We start from the raw sequence: 19,260 nt of genomic DNA, 5'->3' as shown, positions 1-19,260 counted from the left end.
TAACTCGCATCACCGCCCCCGGATTAAGGTTTCGTCAATGGTCTTCGATCGTTAGAATAGCAGGCTGGAAGTTGAGACTTGAGCAAAGAGATGAAGAAACCAAATCACGCAGGCAGCGGCCAGATCCGCATTATCGGCGGACAATGGCGGGGCCGTAAATTACCGGTGCCGGAGAGCCCGGGTCTGCGCCCAACCACCGACCGGGTTCGGGAAACGCTATTTAACTGGCTGGCGCCGTCGATGGTCGACGCCCACTGCCTTGACTGCTTCGCCGGCAGCGGCGCGCTGGGGCTGGAAGCGTTGTCACGCTATGCCGCCAGCACCACGCTACTGGAAATGGAGCGCGGCGTCGCGCAGCAGCTACAAAAAAATCTCGCGACGCTGAAAGCCAGTAACGGCAAGGTGGTCAACACCAACACGCTGGCGTTTCTCAGCCAGCCGGGTACGCCGCACCATATTGTCTTCGTCGATCCCCCCTTCCGCAAAGGGCTGCTGGAAGAAACGCTCAGCCTGCTGGAAAAAAACCACTGGCTCGCTGATGAAGCGCTGATTTATGTCGAGAGCGAAGTAGAAAACGGACTACCGCCGGTTCCGGCAAACTGGCAGCTGTATCGCGAAAAAGTCGCCGGACAGGTCGCCTACCGCCTGTATCAACGCGAGGCACAAGGAGAAAACCATGCTGATTAATTTAGGCCGCCTGCTGATGCTATGCGTTTGGGCATTTTTGCTGTTGAATCTGTTTCAACCTTTCCCAAAACCGCTGAATATCTTCGTTAACGTGGCGCTGATTTTTATGATTCTGATGCATGGCCTGCAGCTGACGCTGTTGAAAGCGACGCAGACGAAAGACGCGCCGCCGTTGAGCCGTTTTGAGCAAATTCGTATTTTCATCTTCGGCGTATTTGAACTGGTGGCCTGGCAGAAAAAGCTAAAGGCCACGCTGAAGAAAAAGTAACGGTTAATCCAGGGCTCAGTTATCGGCAACAAAGTCGACGAATCTTGAGCCCTTATAGCTCAACATTCCCCGGTCGCCGACGCTCAGCGCGTGATATTGCGGCGCATCAAGGCGGAACACCACTTCCAGTCCGCCATTTTCCGGGCGGAAGCTCGCTTCATAACGCATCTCGCTGCCGGCTGGCGTCACCGTCTGCTGGCGCGAACGGCGATCGTTAATCACCTTTTCCCGCTTATTGCTGACCACCACCCGCTTCTGCAACAGCGGCGCGGCGTCGTTATCCATTTTTTCCCGGCGCTGCTGCACATAGCGAAACGAGGCCGCCACCACAATCACCGCGACCACCAGCACAAAAAATAGCGGAACTTTACTCATTTGCGTACCCATAAGAATTATCAGGAATAAGGATAACGCGCATTGAATAACGTTGTCATCTTCTGGCCCAAACCACTACACTGAGATCCAGTACCGTAAGCGCAATCGCTTATTTAATGATAACAGATACAGGGACTTACTATGCTTTGGTCGTTTATTGCTGTCTGTTTCTCCGCATGGCTATACGTCGATGCGTCCTATCGTGGGCCGGCCTGGCAGCGCTGGGTCTTTAAACCGGTCACCCTGCTTCTGTTGCTGCTGTTAGCCTGGCAGGCGCCGATGTTCAACGCCATTAGCTACCTGGTGCTGGCGGGCCTGTGCGCTTCGCTGCTCGGCGATGCCTTAACCCTGCTGCCGCGCCAGCGGGTGATGTACGCGGTCGGCGCATTCTTCCTCTCTCATCTGCTGTATACGATCTGGTTCGCCAGCCAGATGACGCTATCGTTCTTCTGGCCGCTGCCGCTGGTCTTGTTGGTGCTCGGCGCGCTGCTGCTGGCAATTATCTGGACGCGCCTGGAAGAGATGCGCATGCCGGTGCTGACCTTTATCGGTATGACCCTGGTGATGGTGTGGCTGGCGGGTGAACTGTGGTTCGTACGGCCGACCGATACTGCGCTTTCCGGCTTCCTTGGCGCCGCTTCGCTGCTGTTGGGTAACGCCGTCTGGTTGATTAGCCACTATCGCCGTCGTTTCCGCGCCGATAACGCCATTTCCGCGGCCTTCTACTTTGCCGGGCACTTCCTGATCGTTCGCGCGCTGTATCTGTAATTTACTGCTTGACTCTGGAGTCGACTCCAGAGTGTATCCTGCGGGTAATGAGAAAATTATCATTACCCGGAGGGTGCCATGTCGACACCAGAATCTCAGGACAAAAAAGTCCCCCAGTTCTCGTCATTCAAATTTACCCCGGCGACAGAGCCCGCTGAAAGCTGCTGTGCCGATCGCGCCTGCGCCGGGGAAACCGCCGCCGCTGAGCAGCCGCTCAATGGCGCCCGCTATAGCTGGCAGGTAGACGGCATGGACTGCGCGGCCTGCGCCCGCAAGGTGGAAACCGCCGTGCGCCAAATCGACGGCGTCAGCCAGGTGCAGGTGCTGTTCGCCACCGAGAAGCTGCTGGTCAACGCCGAAAGCGATATCCGTTCGCAGGTCGAAAACGCGGTACGCGCCGCGGGTTATACCCTGCGCGATGCTGACGCGCCGCAGGAAGAGAAACCGCAACGTTCATGGCTGCAGGAAAACCTGGCGTTATTGAGTCTGGTAGTGATGATGGCGCTCAGCTGGGGGCTCGAACAGTTTAACCACCCGTTCGGCAAGCTGGCGTTTGTCGCCACTACCCTCGTCGGCCTGTGGCCGGTTGCCCGCCAGGCGTTGCGGTTGATTAAAAGCGGCAGCTGGTTTGCCATTGAAACGCTGATGAGCGTTGCCGCTATCGGCGCGCTGTTTATCGGTGCCACCGCCGAAGCGGCAATGGTTCTGCTGCTGTTTCTGATCGGCGAACGGCTTGAAGGCTGGGCCGCCAGCCGCGCGCGCCAGGGCGTGAGCGCCCTGATGGCGCTCAAACCTGATACCGCCGTTCGCCTGCGCAACGGCGAGCGTGAGACCGCCGCCCAACGTGACCTTCGCCCCGGCGATGTGATTGAGGTCGCCGCCGGCGGGCGTCTGCCGGCCGATGGCGAGCTGCTATCACCGTTTGCCAGCTTCGATGAAAGCGCATTGACCGGCGAATCGGTACCGGTGGAACGTAAAGCCGGCGAGCGCGTAGCGGCGGGCGCCACCAGCGTCGATCGGCTGGTGCAGTTGACCGTTATCTCCGAACCGGGAGATAGCGCCATTGACCGGATCCTCAAACTGATTGAAGAAGCCGAGGAGCGCCGGGCGCCGATTGAACGCTTCATCGATCGCTTCAGCCGGATCTACACCCCGGCCATTATGGTGGTCGCCCTGCTGGTTGCCATCGTACCGCCGCTGTTCTTCGCCAGCGCCTGGCTGCCGTGGATCTATAAAGGCTTAACGCTGCTGTTAATCGGCTGCCCTTGCGCGCTGGTCATCTCTACCCCGGCGGCGATTACCTCCGGTCTGGCGATCGCCGCACGGCGCGGGGCGCTGATTAAAGGCGGTGCTGCGCTGGAACAATTGGGCCAGGTGCGCCAGGTGGCGTTCGATAAAACCGGTACTCTGACCATCGGCCAACCGCAGGTCACCCGCGTTATCGCCGCCGCCGACGTTGATGAAAACGGCCTGCTGGCGCTGGCGGCAGCGGTTGAACAAGGCTCCAGCCACCCGCTGGCGCAGGCTATCGTACGCGAAGCGCAGCAGCGTAAGCTGACTATTCCCGTTGCGCACAACCAGCGGGCGCTGGCCGGTTCCGGGATAGAGGCCGAGGTCAACGGCAGCCGCATCTTAATCTGCGCGGCCAGTAAGGCCGCACCTGCTGAACATGAGGCGCAGATCCAGCAACTGGAGAGCGCCGGACAGACGGTGGTGCTGGTGCTGCGCGATGATACCCTGCTCGGCATTCTGGCGCTGCGCGATACCCTGCGCGACGATGCGCGTCAGGCGGTGGATGAGCTGCATCAATTGGGCGTACAGGGGGTGATTCTCACCGGGGATAACCCGCGCGCTGCGGCGGCTATCGCCAATGAACTGGGTCTGGAGTTCCGCGCCGGATTGCTGCCGGCAGACAAAGTGCAAGCGGTGATGGCGCTTAACGCCAACGCGCCGCTGGCAATGGTCGGCGACGGCATCAACGATGCCCCGGCGATGAAAGCGGCGACCATCGGTATTGCAATGGGCAGCGGCACCGATGTAGCGCTGGAAACCGCCGACGCGGCGCTGACTCATAATCGCCTCACCGGCCTGGCGCAGATGATTTCGCTCGCGCGCGCCACCCATGCCAATATTCGCCAGAATATCGCCATCGCTTTAGGATTAAAGGGGATTTTCCTCGTCACGACCCTTCTCGGCCTGACCGGGTTGTGGCTGGCGGTGCTGGCGGATACCGGCGCGACGGTGCTGGTAACGGCTAACGCTCTGCGGTTATTGCGTAAAAAGTAATGTTGAAGCGATATTCCCTGCTTGCGCAGCACGGTTCCAGATCGTTGGGTAGCCCGGATAAGGCGCAACGCGCCGCCATCCGGGATGGGTTCAGTGGCTTTTACGGATCAGATAGCGGTACGGCAGGGCTTCGGTTTCCTGCGCCACCAGTTCATGCTCCATAAAGAGGCAAAAACCGGGGATATCGCGGGTCGTCGCCGGATCGTCGGCAATGATCAGCAGGGTCTCGCCCACCGGCATGGTACGCACGGTTTTACGCACCATCATCACCGGCTCCGGGCAGCGGAGCCCAAGGGCGTCCAGCGTATGGTCAGGACTGGAGAAAAGTTCGCTCATTTTTATCTCACTTCAACAAAACGGCCCTAGTTTACCCCCACTTCGCCAGTACGCAAGCCAGGTTAACGTTTGCGCGAAAAACAACCATTGCATTACGCTCTCAACGCAGTATCATGCAGCCGTTTTTAATTGGGTTCCCTCACCCCAACGTTCCGCTCCCGATTCCTTCATTGATATGAAGCATGACGGGCATAAAAAGGTCACAATATGAATCCCTTTACTACCGTACAGCGTAAGAAAGCGCTCGTCTGGCTTTCGCTATTTCATCTGCTGGTGATCACCTCCAGCAACTATCTGGTCCAGCTGCCGATCTCCATTTTTGGTTTCCATACCACCTGGGGCGCGTTCAGTTTTCCCTTTATTTTTCTCGCCACCGATCTGACGGTGCGCATTTTTGGCGCCCCGCTGGCGCGACGCATCATCTTCGCGGTGATGATCCCGGCGCTGATTATTTCCTATGGCATTTCGGCGCTGTTTTATATGGGCGAGTGGCAGGGCTTTGCCGCGCTGGGCACCTTTAATCTGTTCGTCGCCCGTATCGCCGCCGCCAGTTTTATGGCCTATGCGCTGGGGCAGATTCTCGACGTCCACGTCTTCAACCGCCTGCGTCAGAATCGTCGCTGGTGGCTGGCGCCGACGGCGTCGACCCTGTTCGGTAACGTCAGCGATACCCTGGCCTTCTTCTTCATCGCCTTCTGGCGCAGCCCGGATCCGTTTATGGCCGCCCACTGGGGGGAAATCGCCATCGTCGACTACTGCTTCAAAGTACTTATCAGCATCGTCTTCTTCTTGCCGATGTACGGCATGCTGTTGAATATGCTGTTGAAAAGACTGGCGGATAAATCTGATTTGTCGGCATTGCAGCCAGGTTAAAGGTACTCGCTAACGGTTGTGATAAGATAACCGGATGAGCCGTTAATGGCCGTTTATCGAAAGGAAGATGTCAATGCGCAATTTGGTTAAATATGTCGGTATTGGCCTGCTGGTTATGGGGCTTGCGGCCTGTGATAACAGCGATTCAAAAGCGCCGACCGTCGGGGCAGCAGCAGAGAGCAACACCAGCGGCCAGGCGATTAGCCTGCTGGATGGTAAACTGAGCTTCACTCTGCCGGCAGGTATGGCCGACCAGAGCGGTAAGCTCGGCACCCAGGCCAACAATATGCACGTCTATTCCGACGCCACCGGCCAGAAAGCGGTGATTGTGATCGTCGGCGACAGCACTAATGAAGATCTGGCGGTGCTGTCCAAACGTCTGGAAGATCAGCAGCGCAGCCGCGACCCGCAGCTGCAGGTCGTCTCTAACAAATCGATTGAGATCAAAGGCCACACCTTACAGCAACTGGACAGCATTATTTCCGCCAAAGGGCAGACCGCATGGTCCTCCGTGCTGCTCGGTAAAGTCGATGACAAACTGCTGACCCTGCAGGTCACTCTGCCAGCGGACAACCAGCAGCAGGCGCAGACCGAAGCGGAAAGCATCGTCAACACGCTGGTCATTAACTAATTTTATTGCCCTGATGCAGCGGCCTCCGGTTCAACCACCGGGGGCCGTTTTTTTAACCGCCAGCCCAGCAGTAGCGCCGCCATCACCAGCCCTGCCGCCGCCAGATAAATCGTTGGTATCCCGGTCCACGCCATCAAAAGACCGGCCAACGGCCCGGTCACTCCCAACGACAAATCCATAAATACGGTATAGGTCGCCAGCGCCGAGCCCTGATTGTGCTGCGGTACTGCTTTTACTGCGACTACGCCGAGCGCAGGGAAAACCAGCGAGAACCCCGCGCCGGTGAGGAAAGTCCCGACTTTCGCCATCAGCGGCGTCAGTGCAAAGCCCACCAGCAGCAGGCCAATAACCTCCACGCTAAAACAGAGCATTGCCACGTTCAGGCCGCCGAGGCGGTTAATACCGTTGGGAAAAAGCAGCCGCGTGCCGACAAACGCGCAGCTGAACAGCGTTAACGCAAAGGCCGCGCCGTCCCAGCCTTTTGCGTCATAAAACAGAGTTATAAAGGTCGCGATCACCCCGAAGCCGGCAGAAGCCAACGCCAGCGCCATGCCGTAAGGCCAAACCCGGCCGAGCACCGCGCGAAATGACATCGCTTTACCTTTCGTCGCTTTCACCGCCGTTCGCGGTAGCGCGCAGAGGATAGCCACCAAAGCGACCGCCATAATGCCCATCGCCAGGCCGCCGAGGCCAATATATGAATAGCACAGCACGCCCAGCGGCGCGCCCATCGCCATCGCGCCGTAGGTCACAATGCCGTTCCACGAAATCACCCGCCCGATATGCAGCGAGCCGACAACGCCTACACCCCATAGCGTCGAGCCCGTGCCGGCGAAGCTCTGGCCAATGCCGAGGATCGCTCGTCCCAGACATAACAGCAGCAGACTCAGCAACGGCCAGCCGCTACTCCAGGCCGCCAGCAGATAGCTCAAACCACTCAGGAAACAGCCGCAAAGGCCGAAAACGACAATCTTTTTCGGTCCAAGCAGATCGGCGTAGCGCCCGGCGTGCGGTCGGCTCAACAGCGTGGCGAAATACTGCAGACTAATCACCAGCCCGGCCCAGAAGGCGCTAAACCCCATCACATCGTGAACGTAGCCTGGCAGAACCGCCAACGGCAGGCCGATAGTGAGATAGCTGGCAAAGTTAAAAATTACGACGGAGACAATCCGCAGATTGAGGCGCAGTCCACTGAGCGCCGGTTCGGCGACGGGTTCAGGCATTAGGTTCCACCAAATTGATACGACACGCTTCACTATTACCACGACGTGTACAGAAAAGCAGCCCTTAGCCGCAATATTACCCTGGCAATAAATCAACGGCGATTGGCGATTTAAAATGCGTAAAATTAAGACATAACTTACCGATTATATTCATTGATTAAGCGGAGTTAATTTACTTATACTTCACCCCGCAGCGTACCTGCGCCGTCGCTTTATCCGAAAATCAGCATTCCTATAACATTAGGATATTTATTTGTCACATTTTTAAAGTAAAAAAAATTAAATAAACAACCTGAATAAAAACACGACATCACGACGATATTATTATTTTTGACATTGACCTAAGTATTTTCTCAACAAATATATCGATAGGGAGTATTCATGAAAAAGGTTATTCATTGGATTGTTGCCGCCACGGTTGTCGGCGCGCTGGCGGGTTGCGCGCGCACTGCGCCGATTGAACAGGCCCAGACTACGGTTAGCGCGGGTCATACCGAAGCTCAGGTCAAGAATGCTATTCTCCAGGCGGGTATTCAACGTGAATGGATTATGTCCGATGCAGGTCCTGGCGTTATCAAAGGGCATTTGCAAAACCGAGCCCACGCCGCGGATATTAAAATTAACTACTCAGCAACAAGCTATTCTATTAATTACGTGAGCAGCCTTAATCTAATGGCTTCCGGCGGAAAGATTCATAGAAACTATAATCGCTGGGTGCACAATCTCGATAAAGATATTCAGGTTACCCTCGCCGCTAATACGGCGTTGCAGAAGTAACTCCTCAACGGGCCAGTATTGGCCCGTTCCCCTCTCATTGATTGAAAAAGGTTGTGCCGAACGTGTACCAACAGGACTCTCTTAGCGCACTGGATGCTATCACGGAAGCGCAACGCATCGCTTTCGCCCCTATGCTCTTTCAAACCGCGTTATGTCTGCGTAACTCAGGCATCCTGGATTATCTCGATCGGCAAGGTAAACGCGGCGCGACCCTTGAAGCAATTAGCGAAAATTGTGAGGGAAATGAATATGCTGTAGGCGTTTTGCTGGATATGGGATTAAGCGGGCGTATTGTTACCTATAAAGAAGAACGCTATTACCTCGCTAAAGTGGGACATTTCTTACTCCATGATACGATGACCCGTGTAAATATGGATTTTACTCAGGACGTTTGTTATCAGGGATTATTCTTTCTGGAAAATGCGTTACAGGAAGGTAAACCATCTGGTTTAAAAGTTTTTGGTGAGTGGCCAACGATTTACCCGGCATTATCGCAACTTCCGCAAGCGGCGCGTAAAAGCTGGTTTGCTTTCGATCATTACTATTCCGACGGTGCCTTTAGCGCCGCGCTGCCACATGTATTCGCCAGCCGGCCCGCAACCCTGTACGATGTCGGCGGAAATACCGGTAAGTGGGCGCTACGCTGCTGCCAGTATGATGAAAATATCGCGATTACGTTATTAGATTTGCCACAACAAATTGCGCTGGCCCGCGAAAATATAGAAAATGCGGGCCTTACCCACCGCATTGACTGTCATGCTGTGGATATGCTGAGTGACGCCCCCTTACCAGGAGAGGCGGATATCTGGTGGATGAGCCAGTTCCTTGACTGCTTTTCCCCGGAACAAATTATCACGCTACTCAGTAACGTCGCGCAGGTCATGAAACCCGGCGCGCGCCTGTGTATTCTGGAGCTGTTCTGGGATGCGCAAAAGTTTGAAGCAGCATCATTTAGTCTGAATGCGTCTTCGCTCTACTTTACCTGTATGGCCAACGGCAACAGTCGTTTCTACAGCGTAGAGAAGTTTTATCGCTATCTGGAAATGGCGGGTTTCCGGGTAGAACAACGTCACGATAATTTGGGCGTTGGACATACCTTGTTGATATGTCAGAAAAATAATTGATTTTTCGCGGACGCGTGTAGATGACATTTTCATTTAACATAGTTGATTGGCAGGCCTTCGCGCCTGGAGTCAGTGGCACCGAGCAGTGGCAACGGTGGTCACAGCATTTGCACGCCATCGATCCAGCCGCAGCGCCGGCCAAACTTAGCGAATTACCGATGATGACCGCCCGCCGACTTAGCTCCGGCAGCAGGCTAGCCGTGGAGTGTGGGCTGGCGATGCTGCGCCGCCATGCGATCGATGCTGTGCTCTATACCAGCCGTCACGGTGAACTAGAGCGTAACTATCGGATCCTCCACGCCCTGGCGATGGAGCAGGCGGTCTCGCCTACCGATTTCGCCTTGTCGGTACATAATTCCGCCGTCGGTAATTTGACGATTGCGGCGAAAAAGCCCATTGCGTCGTCATCCCTTTCTGCCGGTCGCGATACTTTCCAGCAGGGTTTATATGAAGCGATGGCTCTACTACAGGCGGGCTATCAGCGCATCTTGATGGTTGATTTCGATGGTTTTCTGCCGGAGTTTTATCACTCGCAGCTACCACCAACGATGCCAACCTGGCCCTACGCGGTGGCGTGGGTCATTGAAGCGGGAAGCCAATGGCGCTGCAAAGCGCAACGTCATGACGCAGTCGAAGAGAGCACGCTGCCGCAAAGCCTGTTGTTTTTACAGTATTATTTGCAGAATGCGCGCGCATTCACGCTGCCCGGCGAACGCGTGCAATGGCAGTGGAGCCGTTCATGAACACTCTTCTGTGTCGCCTTAATCGGCTCTGGCGCGCGGCGATGACCGGTTTTTGTTTCGCGCTGTTTGGCCTTGGCGGGCTGCTGCTCTCTGTTGTTTGGTTCAATCTATTGCTGATTCTGGTGCGCGATAAGGCCCGCCGTCGCCGCATCGCACGGCGCAGTATTTCGCTCAGTTTCCGCTGTTTTCTCAGCGTGGTGAAAGGCGTCGGCGTACTCGATTACCAGATTAAAGGGCGCGATATTTTACGTCAGGAACGCGGTTGCCTGGTGGTCGCCAACCATCCCAGCCTTATCGACTACGTTATGCTGGCCTCGGTGATGCCGGAGACCGACTGCCTGGTGAAAAGCGCGTTGCTGAAAAACCCATTTGTCAGCGGCGTGATCCGCGCGGCGGATTATTTGATTAACGATCGCGCCGATGCCCTGCTCCCGGCCAGCCGGCAGCGCTTACAGCAGGGCGATACCATTTTGATTTTCCCGGAAGGAACCAGAACGGTGCCGGGAGAAAAAATGCAGCTGCAGCGCGGCGCGGCCAATATCGCCGTGCGCTGCGGCAGCGACTTGCGCGTCGTCATCATCCGCTGCACCGAGCATATGCTGGGTAAACAGAGCAAGTGGTACGATGCGCCGCGAACGAAGCCGTTATTTACCGTCGAAGTCGGAGAACGGCTGCGAATAAACCAGTTTTACGAGGCAAATAAACAAGAACCGGCGCTGGCCGCACGGCAGTTAAACCGGCATATTTTGCTTAAATTAGAATCAGGCACTACACCTGAAACAGGAATTAATGATGCAAGCGCTTTATCTTGAAATTAAGAATCTGATAATCAGTACATTGAACCTGGACGAGTTGTCCGCTGATGATATCGACACCGATGCCGCCCTGTTTGGCGATGGCCTGGGTCTGGACTCCATCGATGCGCTGGAGCTGGGCCTGGCGGTGAAAAATCAGTACGGCGTGGTGCTGTCGGCTGAGAGCGAAGAGATGCGTCAGCACTTCTTCTCCGTCGCCACGCTGGCATCATTTATTCAAGCGCAGCGTGCCTGAGGAGAACCGTCATGACCGAACAACAAGCCATTTACGAAGAAGTCTCCTCGCTGCTGGTGAAGGTATTTGAAATCGATCCGCAGGATATTAAGCCTGAGGCCCGCCTGTACGAAGATCTCGAACTGGACAGCATCGACGCCATCGACATGATCGTCCATCTGCAAAAGAAAATCGGCAAGAAAATCAAGCCAGAAGAGTTTAAAACCGTACGTACCGTGCAGGATGTCGTCGATGCGGTAGAACACTTACTGAAAGAAGCGTAATTCACCGTGTCGGGCATACGCTCGCTGCCGGTCGTTCCGTTAATGACAGGGGTATTGCTGCTGGCCTGGCCGTTCTTAGTCTGGTTTGGCCTCGCGCATAACAGTCTGCAATGGCTACTACCGTTAATGGCGCTGCTGCTGTTTTTACGCTTTCGCCAGACCCGGCGACAGGCGGGACCACTGAGCGTGGTTACTCAGGTCGTAGCGGCAGCCGGCATGACGCTGTGCATTGCCAGCTATCTGCTAAAAACCCATCAGCTGCTGCTGTTTTATCCGGTGGTAGTGAACACTGTGATGCTGGCAGTGTTTGGCGGCTCGTTGTGGTCAAGCATGCCGATAGTCGAGCGCCTGGCGCGGCTGCGGGAACCGGCTCTTCCTGAACGTGCGGTGCGTTACACCCGCCGGGTTACCCAAATCTGGTGCGCCTTTTTCGTTGGCAACGGCGGTATTGCGCTATTTACCGCGCTGCATGGCGACATGTCGCTGTGGACGGCCTGGAACGGCATGATTTCCTATCTGCTAATAGGGATGTTGATGGCCGGCGAGTGGCTGGTGCGTCAGCGGGTGATTAAACGAGATAAACCATGATGCAGCCCCTCACGCTGGCCCAGTGGCTCAGCGCCCCGCGCCCGCCGCAAACCCTGATTGCGTGGCAGGAAGAGCGCCGCTGGACGCTGGCGCATCTGCGCTACGATGTCGCTCATTTGCTTTCCTGCTTGCAACAGCAGCCAGGCGAGCGCTGGGCGCTCTGTTTTGACAACAGCTACCTGTTTATGGTCGCGCTGTTGGCCACGCTGCATGCGGGGAAAACGCCTGTGCTCCCTGGCCATAGCCGAGCGTCGCTATTAAACAAACAGCGGGCGCTTTTCGACGGCATATTGAGCGATAAGGCGCTGGCGTGGCGCGGACCGGTACAGGTTGTGTATTCCGCAATGACGGCCGCCCCCCACGAATACGCATTCCCGGCAATCGACGATGACGCCGATATTGAGCTTTTTACCTCCGGTTCTACCGGTGAACCGAAGCGAATTAGTAAGCCCGTCAAGAGTCTCGACCGCGAGGCGGCGCTGTTAGCCGCGCACTATGCCGGACGCCTGGCAGACTGCCGGGTAGTGGCGTCGGTCGCGCCACAGCATTTATATGGCCTGACGTTCCGCCTGTTTTTGCCAATGGCGCTGGGTTTGCCGCTGCACGCGGCGATGATTGAGTACGCCGAGCAGTTGGCGGCATTAAGCCATGATCATCATTATTTGTTTATCAGCAGTCCGGCTTTCCTCAAACGTCTCGATCGCCAGTTGCCCCCACCACCGGTCACGATGATTTTATCCGCCGGCGGCAAGCTGCTCTGGCAGGATGCGATGCAAACCGCCAGCTGGCTTGCTGTCTGGCCGGATGAAATCTACGGCAGCACGGAAAGCGGGGTTATCGCCTGCCGTCAGCGCCTGCAGGATGACACGCCATGGCAGCCGTTCACCGGCATCCGTTTTCAGCCGCATGGCGACACATTCCGTCTTTTTTCGCCGCTAATCGCCGACGATAACGGCCTGGTTGTCGATGACATTCTGCAATTCAATGAAAGTGGTCAATTCCAGCTGGCAGGTCGTCGCGACCGGGTGGTTAAAATTGAAGAGAAGCGCATTTCACTAAGCGAAGTGGAACACCGATTACTGGAGCTGGATGGCATTCTTGAGGCCGCCGTCGTGCCGATTACCCGCGGCAGCCGCCAGAGCGTTGGCGCGTTGTTAGTGCTGGACGACGATACCCGCCGCCGCTGGGGGAAAAGCCAGGAATTACAGTGGCGGAAAGCGCTGCGCGCCTTGCTGGAGCCTGTGGCTATCCCTCGTTACTGGCGGGTGATTGACGAGCTCCCCGTTAACAGCATGAACAAGCGTGTCTACGCGCAATTACAGGAGTTATTTCGTGAAGCCCCATGAAATTGAGCGCCGTCAGCCGCAAGCCGATCGGGTTGAAATCGTGCTATATCTCGATCCGGCGCTATTCTGGTTTCGCGGCCATTTTGCCGTGCAGCCGCTACTACCCGGCGTCGCGCAGATGGACTGGGCGATGCATTACGCCACCACGCTGCTGGCCCCCGGCTGGCGTTTTCACAGCGTTCAGAACGTGAAGTTTCAGTCGCCGCTATTGCCGGACACAACCGTTACGCTCGCCCTCAACTGGCAGGAAGCGCGCCAGACTCTTACGTTTAGCTATCTGCGACACGACGGCGAAGCGCGACACACCGCCAGCAGCGGGAAAATTCGCTTATGCCGTTAGATTTCTCTCCCTGCGTGCTGATCCCCTGCTATAACCACGGCGCAATGATGCCGCGAGTGCTGGCGCGCCTGCAGCCCTTTGGCCTGCCTTGCATCGTGGTGGACGACGGCAGCGATACCAGCACGCGGCAGCAGTTGGATCGGCTGTCGGCGGAAACTGCCAATCTGACCCTAATCCGCTTACCTCGGAACGCAGGCAAAGGCGCTGCGGTGATCCGTGGACTACAGGCCGCTGCGGAAGCTGGGTTCAGCCACGCGGTGCAGGTCGATGCCGATGGTCAGCACGCCATCGAAGATATTCCGCAACTGTTGGCGCTGGCGCAGGCCCATCCCGAAGCGTTAATTTCCGGGCAGCCGATTTACGACGACTCCATCCCGCGTTCGCGCCTGTACGGGCGCTGGATAACCCACATCTGGGTATGGATTGAAACGCTATCACTGCAGTTGAAAGACAGCATGTGCGGCTTTCGCGTCTATCCGGTGATGCCAACGCTGCGGCTGGCGCAGCGCGTGACGCTCGGCCAGCGCATGGATTTCGATACCGAAGTGATGGTGCGCCTCTACTGGCAGGGGAACACCAGCTACTTTATTCCGACCCGCGTGACCTATCCACCGGACGGTTTGTCGCATTTTGATGCCTTCAAAGATAACTGCCGCATCTCGCTGATGCACACGCGTCTGTTCCTCGGCATGCTGCCGCGGATCCCCTCCCTGCTGTTTCGCCGCGCCTCGCCGCACTGGGCGCGCCAGCAGGAGGTAAAAGGATTATGGGGAATGCGCCTGATGCTGCTGGTGTGGCGACTGCTGGGGCGCAAGGCATTCTCGTTGCTGCTTTATCCGGTAGTCGGTGTGTACTGGCTGACGGCCGCGACGGCGCGCCGCGCGTCGCAACAATGGATAACCCGCGCGCGCGAACAGCTCTCCGCGCGCCAGATGCCGATACCGCCAACCCTGACCAGCTACCGGCACTTCCTGCGCTTTGGCGAGGCGATGCTGGATAAAATCGCCAGCTGGCGCGGCGAGTTACAGTTTGGTCGCGACGTGGTCTTTGCCGCAGGCGCCGAGGAGACGCTAAATATTAGCGACCCGCGAGGAAAACTACTGCTGGCCTCGCATCTCGGCGATGTCGAAGCCTGCCGCGCGCTGGCGCAACTGCAGGGCAGCAAAACCATCAACGCCCTGGTGTTCAGCGAAAACGCGCAACGTTTTAAACAAATTATGGCGGAGATGGCGCCTCAGGCCGGGCTGAACCTGATGCCGGTGACCGATATCGGCCCGGAAACCGCCATGCTGCTGCAAGAAAAGCTGGATCGCGGCGAATGGATCGCTATTGTCGGCGACCGTATTGCGGTTAACCCGCAGCGCGGCGGTGAATGGCGCGTCTGCTGGAGCCGTTTTATGGGGCAAGCCGCCCCCTTTCCACAAGGGCCGTTTATCCTGGCAGCCATTTTGCGCTGCCCGGTTAATTTGATTTTCGCCCTACGCCAACAGAGCAAACTACGCATTTACTGCGAACCGTTCGCCGATCCGCTGCTGCTGCCGCGCGCCGAACGCCAGCAGGCATTGCAACACATCATCGACCGCTACGCCGAACGGCTGGAGCACTACGCGCTGCAGTCGCCGCTCGACTGGTTCAACTTTTTCGATTTCTGGCATCTGCCGGATCCCAAAGACAAGGAGTAAAGGGTGCTTAACGATCCCCGTTTTACTGCTGAAGTAGAGCTGACAATTCCGTTTCATGACATCGATATGATGGGTGTCGTGTGGCATGGCAACTATTTCCGCTACTTCGAAATTGCCCGTGAGGCGCTGCTTAACCAGTTCAACTACGGCTACCGGCAGATGAAAGATTCTGGTTATTTGTGGCCGGTGGTCGATACCCGCGTGAAATACCGCGACGTTATCACCTTCGAGCAGCGCATTCGCGTCCGCGCGCGGATAGAAGAGTTTGAGAACCGTCTACGCATTGGCTACGAAATTTTTGATGCCGATAGCGGCAAACGTACCACCACCGGCTACACCATCCAGGTCGCGGTGGACGAAAATAGCCGCGAGATGTGTTTCGTCAGCCCGGATATCCTGTTTGAACGCATGGGGGTCACGCCATGAGATTACTGCTGCTGTTAGGGCTGTTTATCAGCCCGTTGGTCAGCGCCCTGACGCTTGATACCCTGCAACAACGTTTTACCGAACAGCCGGTGGTGCGCGCCCACTTCGATCAAGTTCGCACGATTAAGGATCTGCCGCAGCCGCTGCGATCCCAGGGACAGATGTTGATCGCCCGCGATAAGGGTTTACTGTGGGACCAAACCTCGCCGTTCCCAATGCAGCTGTTGCTGGATGACAAACGGATGGTGCAGGCAATTAACGGTCAGCCGCCGCAGACCATCACCGCTGAAAACAACCCGCAGATGTTCCAGTTCAACCATTTGCTACGCGCGCTGTTCCAGGCGGATCGTAAAGTCCTGGAAGAGAACTTCCGCGTAGAATTTGCCGATAAAGGCGAAGGCCAGTGGACGCTGCGCCTGACGCCCATCACTACGCCGCTGGATAAGATTTTTGCCCGCATCGATTTGGCCGGAAAAACCTATCTGGAGCATATTCAGCTCAACGACAAACAAGGCGATCGCACCGATATTACGCTTTCCCAACATCAACTGACGCCAGCGCAACTGACCGATGACGAACGCCAACGCTTTGCCGCCCAGTAAACGCCCTGCGCTGTTATGGGCTATCGTCTGCCTGATCCTGGCGGGCGCGCTGCTGGCGCTGCTGCCGCAGGCCCGGCTTAACAGCAGCGTACTGGCTATGCTGCCGAAGCAGACGCTTGGCGCAATCCCGCCTGGCCTGAACGACGGTTTTATGCAGCGTCTTGACCGCCAACTGGTGTGGCTGGTCAGCCCCGGTAAACAGGCCGATCCGCAGGTGGCCCGCGACTGGCTGCGGCTGCTGCAAACATCGAAAGCGCTGGCCGAGGTAAAAGGCCCAATGGATGCTGAGAGCCAGCAGGCCTGGGGCGCGTTTTTCTGGCAACATCGTAACGGTTTAATTGACCCCGCTACCCGCGCGCGCCTGCAAAACGGCGGCGAAGCGCAGGCGCAATGGATCCTCTCGCAGCTCTATTCGGCATTTTCCGGCGTCAGCGGCAAAGAACTGCAAAACGATCCGCTGATGCTGATGCGCGGCTCGCAGCTGGCGATGGCGAAAAGCGGCCAGCGGATGCAGCTGCAGGATGGCTGGCTGGTGACCAAAGACGCCCAGGGCAACCTCTGGTATCTGTTGCATGGCGAACTGGCGGGTTCCTCATTCGATATGCAGCAGACGCACCGGCTGGTCACTACGCTCGGCGAGCTGGAGAAGCAGTGGAAAACGCAGCATCCGCAGGCGCAGCTATTGTCACGCGGCACCGTGTTCTACAGCGATTACGCCAGCCAGCAGGCCAAACAGGATATCTCCACCCTTGGGGTAGCCACCCTGCTTGGCGTGATCCTACTGATTGTGGCGGTATTCCGCTCCCTGCGCCCGCTGCTACTGTGCCTGCTCTCCATTGCGATCGGCGCGCTGGCGGGCACCGTCGTCACGCTGCTGCTATTTGGCGAACTGCATCTGATGACTCTGGTGATGAGCATGAGCATCATCGGCATCTCCGCCGACTATACGCTCTATTATCTGACCGAACGGATGGTGCATGGCGCGGAATTAACCCCGTGGCAAAGCCTCGCCAAAGTGCGTCATGCGCTGCTGCTGGCGCTGCTCACCACCGTGGCGGCTTATCTGATTATGATGCTGGCTCCCTTTCCAGCGATTCGCCAGATGGCGCTATTCGCGGCGGTCGGCCTGAGCGCCTCATGCCTGACGGTAATTTTCTGGCATCCATGGCTATGCCGGGGGCTCCCCGTGCGCCCGGTGCCGGCGATGGTGTTGCTGTTGCGCTGGCTCGCCGCCTGGCGGCGCAATAAAAAGCTGTCCATCGGCCTTCCCGTTGCACTGGCGCTGTTGTCGCTGGCGGGGCTCGCGACGCTGCGGGTGGATGATGATATTTCGCAGCTCCAGGCGCTGCCGCAGGATATCCTGGCTCAGGAAAAAGCGATTACCGCGCTCACCGGACAAAGCGTCGACCAGAAGTGGTTTGTGGTTTACGGCGAATCCGCCCAGCAAACGCTGGAGATCCTGGAGAGGTTTACCTTACAGCTGGAACATGCAAAAACCGATGGATTAATCAGCGGATATCGCGCTATTCCGCTGAATTCACTCAAACGCCAGCAGCAGGATTTAACGTTACTGAAAAATGCAGCGCCTGCGGTAGCAAAAGCGTTACAAAACGCCGGAATGCCAGCAGTAAATCCCGAGCTCAGCGCCATGCCGGTAACGGTCGATGACTGGCTTGCCAGCCCGGCCAGCGAAGGCTGGCGGCTGCTGTGGCTGACGCTGCCGGATGGCGAAAGCGGCGTGCTGGTACCGGTTGAAGGCGTGAGAAACAGCGCAGAGGTGGGCATGCTGAGCGAGCTGTTTCCTGGTGGTATAGCATGGGTAGATCGTAAAAGTAGCCTCGATGATCTATTCGCGCTCTACCGCCATATTTTAACCGGGCTGCTGGGCGTTGCGCTGGCGGTGATTGCCTGTGGCGCCGTTATCCGCCTTGGCTGGCGCAAAGGGCTAATAAGCCTGGTGCCGTCCGTATTGTCGCTGGGCTGCGGGCTGGCGGCGCTGGCGCTTAGCGGCCACCCGGTTAACCTGTTCTCCTTGCTGGCGCTGGTGCTGGTACTGGGCATCGGCATTAACTACACGCTGTTTTTCAGCAACCCGCGCGGCACGCCGCTGACATCGCTGCTGGCGGTCACGCTGGCAATGATGACCACCTTATTGACGCTTGGCATGCTGGTCTTTAGCGCCACTCAGGCCATTAGTAGTTTTGGTATTGTTCTGGTAAGCGGCATTTTCACCGCCTTCCTGCTTTCGCCGCTGGCGATGCCGACCAAAAAAGAGAAAAAAAGACGATGATAAGACCATCATTCTGGCGCGCCTTCGCGCTACTCGCCGCCTTATTACTGGCCGGCTGCAGCCATTCGCAGCCGGAGCCGAAAGGCCGTCCGCAGGCGTGGCTGGAACCGGGTACGCGCGTCACGTTGCCGCCGCCTGGCATCTCGCCGGCCATAGACTCGCAGCAGTTACTCACCGGCAGCTTCAACGGCCAAACCCAGTCGCTGCTGGTCATGCTTAATGCCGATGATAAAAAGCTCACGCTGGCGGGCCTGTCGTCCGTCGGTATCCGTCTGTTCCTGGTGACCTATGATGAAAGAGGGCTGCGCGCGGAACAGTCGATGGTGGTTCCGCAACTGCCGCCAGCCAGCCAGGTACTGGCCGACGTGATGCTCAGCCACTGGCCGGTTAGCGCATGGCTGCCGCAGTTGCCAAAAGGATGGACGTTGACCGACCGCGGCGACAAACGCGAACTGCGTAACGCGCGCGGGAAGCTGGTCACGGAAATCACCTATATCAACCGCAAAGGCAAGCGCGTGCCGATAAGCATCGAACAGCACGTCTTTAAATACCACATCACCATTCAATACCTGGGTGACTGAG

Annotated in this window: 23 protein-coding genes; 20 read left to right on the top strand and 3 right to left on the bottom strand. The window is 57.1% G+C overall.

Translation table 11 applies throughout. From position 1 onward, the window contains the following. Positions 1–90 precede the first annotated feature (90 nt). Both rsmD and ACSEMK_RS11760 read left to right on the top strand, forming a co-directional pair. Positions 91–687 (top strand): 16S rRNA (guanine(966)-N(2))-methyltransferase, encoded by a 597-nt coding sequence (rsmD, locus tag ACSEMK_RS11765; protein ID WP_015703709.1) that lies wholly within the window; start codon positions 91–93, stop codon positions 685–687. Further along, complete coding sequence (locus tag ACSEMK_RS11760; protein WP_015369314.1) at positions 677–955, top strand: DUF1145 family protein; 279 nt, start codon at positions 677–679, stop codon at positions 953–955. Before rsmD ends, ACSEMK_RS11760 begins: the two co-directional genes overlap by 11 nt. 15 nt (positions 956–970) lie before the next feature. Here ACSEMK_RS11760 and ACSEMK_RS11755 read toward each other — a convergent pair whose 3' ends face one another. Beyond that, positions 971–1,330, bottom strand: a complete 360-nt coding sequence (locus tag ACSEMK_RS11755; protein ID WP_162750185.1) for a DUF2500 domain-containing protein — start codon at positions 1,328–1,330, stop codon at positions 971–973. 141 nt (positions 1,331–1,471) lie between these two features. Between ACSEMK_RS11755 and ACSEMK_RS11750 the strand changes: the two genes are divergently transcribed. Further along, entirely contained in the window at positions 1,472–2,098 is a 627-nt protein-coding gene (locus ACSEMK_RS11750; protein WP_015369312.1) for a lysoplasmalogenase, read from the top strand. 78 nt (positions 2,099–2,176) lie between these two features. Then, a complete protein-coding gene (gene zntA, locus ACSEMK_RS11745; RefSeq protein WP_430914889.1) occupies positions 2,177–4,384 on the top strand; it encodes a Zn(II)/Cd(II)/Pb(II) translocating P-type ATPase ZntA in 2,208 nt (735 codons plus the stop codon). 90 nt (positions 4,385–4,474) lie between these two features. Here the strand turns inward: zntA and tusA are convergent, their stop codons facing one another. After that, a complete protein-coding gene (gene tusA / locus ACSEMK_RS11740) occupies positions 4,475–4,720 on the bottom strand; it encodes a sulfurtransferase TusA (protein ID WP_015703711.1) in 246 nt (81 codons plus the stop codon). Between the two features lie 207 nt (positions 4,721–4,927). Between tusA and ACSEMK_RS11735 the strand changes: the two genes are divergently transcribed. Together ACSEMK_RS11735 and ACSEMK_RS11730 are read left to right on the top strand one after the other, a co-directional pair. Then, positions 4,928–5,593, top strand: a complete 666-nt coding sequence (locus ACSEMK_RS11735; protein ID WP_430914890.1) for a 7-cyano-7-deazaguanine/7-aminomethyl-7-deazaguanine transporter — start codon at positions 4,928–4,930, stop codon at positions 5,591–5,593. A gap of 73 nt (positions 5,594–5,666) precedes the next feature. Further along, the gene (locus tag ACSEMK_RS11730; RefSeq protein WP_045397026.1) at positions 5,667–6,224 is read left to right on the top strand and encodes a DcrB family lipoprotein; all 558 of its coding nucleotides are present in this window, start codon (positions 5,667–5,669) and stop codon (positions 6,222–6,224) included. Between the two features lie 2 nt (positions 6,225–6,226). On the opposite strand, the gene ACSEMK_RS11725 is transcribed toward ACSEMK_RS11730, so the two are convergent. Beyond that, a complete protein-coding gene (locus ACSEMK_RS11725; protein ID WP_430914891.1) occupies positions 6,227–7,447 on the bottom strand; it encodes an MFS transporter in 1,221 nt (406 codons plus the stop codon). Positions 7,448–7,828: 381 nt separating this feature from the next. Between ACSEMK_RS11725 and ACSEMK_RS11720 the strand changes: the two genes are divergently transcribed. The 14 genes from ACSEMK_RS11720 to ACSEMK_RS11655 all read left to right on the top strand — a co-directional run bounded on the left by ACSEMK_RS11720 (position 7,829) and on the right by ACSEMK_RS11655 (position 19,259). Further along, positions 7,829–8,224: a hypothetical protein gene (locus ACSEMK_RS11720; protein WP_435336525.1), complete on the top strand. Its 396-nt coding sequence runs from the start codon at positions 7,829–7,831 to the stop codon at positions 8,222–8,224. A 62-nt stretch (positions 8,225–8,286) separates the two neighbouring features. After that, positions 8,287–9,348: a methyltransferase gene (locus tag ACSEMK_RS11715; RefSeq protein WP_123273284.1), complete on the top strand. Its 1,062-nt coding sequence runs from the start codon at positions 8,287–8,289 to the stop codon at positions 9,346–9,348. A 20-nt stretch (positions 9,349–9,368) separates the two neighbouring features. Continuing rightward, positions 9,369–10,091 (top strand): beta-ketoacyl synthase chain length factor, encoded by a 723-nt coding sequence (locus ACSEMK_RS11710; protein WP_430914892.1) that lies wholly within the window; start codon positions 9,369–9,371, stop codon positions 10,089–10,091. After that, positions 10,088–10,903, top strand: coding sequence for a lysophospholipid acyltransferase family protein (locus ACSEMK_RS11705; protein WP_430914893.1), 816 nt, complete (start codon positions 10,088–10,090; stop codon positions 10,901–10,903). The genes ACSEMK_RS11710 and ACSEMK_RS11705 overlap by 4 nt, the downstream gene beginning before the upstream one ends. Then, positions 10,884–11,141, top strand: coding sequence for a phosphopantetheine-binding protein (locus ACSEMK_RS11700; RefSeq protein ID WP_045397051.1), 258 nt, complete (start codon positions 10,884–10,886; stop codon positions 11,139–11,141). Before ACSEMK_RS11705 ends, ACSEMK_RS11700 begins: the two co-directional genes overlap by 20 nt. Positions 11,142–11,152: 11 nt before the next feature. Continuing rightward, on the top strand, positions 11,153–11,404 hold the full coding sequence (locus ACSEMK_RS11695) for an acyl carrier protein (RefSeq protein ID WP_047047899.1): 252 nt from the start codon (positions 11,153–11,155) through the stop codon (positions 11,402–11,404). Between the two features lie 6 nt (positions 11,405–11,410). Beyond that, positions 11,411–11,992, top strand: coding sequence for a hypothetical protein (locus tag ACSEMK_RS11690; RefSeq protein WP_430914894.1), 582 nt, complete (start codon positions 11,411–11,413; stop codon positions 11,990–11,992). Continuing rightward, the gene (locus ACSEMK_RS11685; RefSeq protein WP_430914895.1) at positions 11,989–13,338 is read left to right on the top strand and encodes an AMP-binding protein; all 1,350 of its coding nucleotides are present in this window, start codon (positions 11,989–11,991) and stop codon (positions 13,336–13,338) included. The genes ACSEMK_RS11690 and ACSEMK_RS11685 overlap by 4 nt, the downstream gene beginning before the upstream one ends. Beyond that, a complete protein-coding gene (locus tag ACSEMK_RS11680; RefSeq protein WP_087859030.1) occupies positions 13,325–13,678 on the top strand; it encodes an ApeI family dehydratase in 354 nt (117 codons plus the stop codon). Before ACSEMK_RS11685 ends, ACSEMK_RS11680 begins: the two co-directional genes overlap by 14 nt. Further along, positions 13,669–15,360, top strand: coding sequence for a glycosyltransferase family 2 protein (locus ACSEMK_RS11675; protein WP_430914896.1), 1,692 nt, complete (start codon positions 13,669–13,671; stop codon positions 15,358–15,360). The genes ACSEMK_RS11680 and ACSEMK_RS11675 overlap by 10 nt, the downstream gene beginning before the upstream one ends. A 3-nt stretch (positions 15,361–15,363) precedes the next feature. After that, positions 15,364–15,786, top strand: a complete 423-nt coding sequence (locus tag ACSEMK_RS11670; RefSeq protein WP_087859028.1) for an acyl-CoA thioesterase — start codon at positions 15,364–15,366, stop codon at positions 15,784–15,786. Continuing rightward, positions 15,783–16,388, top strand: a complete 606-nt coding sequence (locus tag ACSEMK_RS11665) for an outer membrane lipoprotein carrier protein LolA (protein WP_087859027.1) — start codon at positions 15,783–15,785, stop codon at positions 16,386–16,388. The genes ACSEMK_RS11670 and ACSEMK_RS11665 overlap by 4 nt, the downstream gene beginning before the upstream one ends. Further along, complete coding sequence (locus tag ACSEMK_RS11660; RefSeq protein ID WP_430914897.1) at positions 16,357–18,678, top strand: MMPL family transporter; 2,322 nt, start codon at positions 16,357–16,359, stop codon at positions 18,676–18,678. Before ACSEMK_RS11665 ends, ACSEMK_RS11660 begins: the two co-directional genes overlap by 32 nt. Then, positions 18,675–19,259 carry a DUF3261 domain-containing protein gene (locus ACSEMK_RS11655; RefSeq protein WP_087859025.1) on the top strand — a complete coding sequence of 195 codons (585 nt, stop codon included), beginning with the start codon at positions 18,675–18,677 and terminating at the stop codon, positions 19,257–19,259. The genes ACSEMK_RS11660 and ACSEMK_RS11655 overlap by 4 nt, the downstream gene beginning before the upstream one ends. Position 19,260 lies beyond the last annotated feature (1 nt).

It is taken from the genome of Klebsiella sp. K-3, from assembly GCF_051207495.1.
GTDB classification, from domain to species: Bacteria; Pseudomonadota; Gammaproteobacteria; order Enterobacterales; family Enterobacteriaceae; genus Klebsiella; species Klebsiella aerogenes.
Note: the sequence above shows the minus strand (reverse complement) of the source record. Positions and strands in the feature narration are given on the sequence as shown.

Bases quoted from the DNA above. Each gene is read 5' to 3' on its own strand.
- rsmD (WP_015703709.1), top strand. From the start codon at position 91: ATGAAGAAACCAAATCACGCAGGCAGCGGCCAGATCCGCATTATCGGC.
- ACSEMK_RS11760 (WP_015369314.1), top strand. From the start codon at position 677: ATGCTGATTAATTTAGGCCGCCTGCTGATGCTATGCGTTTGGGCATTT.
- ACSEMK_RS11755 (WP_162750185.1), bottom strand. From the start codon at position 1,330: ATGAGTAAAGTTCCGCTATTTTTTGTGCTGGTGGTCGCGGTGATTGTG.
- ACSEMK_RS11750 (WP_015369312.1), top strand. From the start codon at position 1,472: ATGCTTTGGTCGTTTATTGCTGTCTGTTTCTCCGCATGGCTATACGTC.
- zntA (WP_430914889.1), top strand. From the start codon at position 2,177: ATGTCGACACCAGAATCTCAGGACAAAAAAGTCCCCCAGTTCTCGTCA.
- tusA (WP_015703711.1), bottom strand. From the start codon at position 4,720: ATGAGCGAACTTTTCTCCAGTCCTGACCATACGCTGGACGCCCTTGGG.
- ACSEMK_RS11735 (WP_430914890.1), top strand. From the start codon at position 4,928: ATGAATCCCTTTACTACCGTACAGCGTAAGAAAGCGCTCGTCTGGCTT.
- ACSEMK_RS11730 (WP_045397026.1), top strand. From the start codon at position 5,667: ATGCGCAATTTGGTTAAATATGTCGGTATTGGCCTGCTGGTTATGGGG.
- ACSEMK_RS11725 (WP_430914891.1), bottom strand. From the start codon at position 7,447: ATGCCTGAACCCGTCGCCGAACCGGCGCTCAGTGGACTGCGCCTCAAT.
- ACSEMK_RS11720 (WP_435336525.1), top strand. From the start codon at position 7,829: ATGAAAAAGGTTATTCATTGGATTGTTGCCGCCACGGTTGTCGGCGCG.
- ACSEMK_RS11710 (WP_430914892.1), top strand. From the start codon at position 9,369: ATGACATTTTCATTTAACATAGTTGATTGGCAGGCCTTCGCGCCTGGA.
- ACSEMK_RS11705 (WP_430914893.1), top strand. From the start codon at position 10,088: ATGAACACTCTTCTGTGTCGCCTTAATCGGCTCTGGCGCGCGGCGATG.
- ACSEMK_RS11700 (WP_045397051.1), top strand. From the start codon at position 10,884: ATGCAAGCGCTTTATCTTGAAATTAAGAATCTGATAATCAGTACATTG.
- ACSEMK_RS11695 (WP_047047899.1), top strand. From the start codon at position 11,153: ATGACCGAACAACAAGCCATTTACGAAGAAGTCTCCTCGCTGCTGGTG.
- ACSEMK_RS11685 (WP_430914895.1), top strand. From the start codon at position 11,989: ATGATGCAGCCCCTCACGCTGGCCCAGTGGCTCAGCGCCCCGCGCCCG.
- ACSEMK_RS11675 (WP_430914896.1), top strand. From the start codon at position 13,669: ATGCCGTTAGATTTCTCTCCCTGCGTGCTGATCCCCTGCTATAACCAC.
- ACSEMK_RS11665 (WP_087859027.1), top strand. From the start codon at position 15,783: ATGAGATTACTGCTGCTGTTAGGGCTGTTTATCAGCCCGTTGGTCAGC.
- ACSEMK_RS11660 (WP_430914897.1), top strand. From the start codon at position 16,357: ATGACGAACGCCAACGCTTTGCCGCCCAGTAAACGCCCTGCGCTGTTA.
- ACSEMK_RS11655 (WP_087859025.1), top strand. From the start codon at position 18,675: ATGATAAGACCATCATTCTGGCGCGCCTTCGCGCTACTCGCCGCCTTA.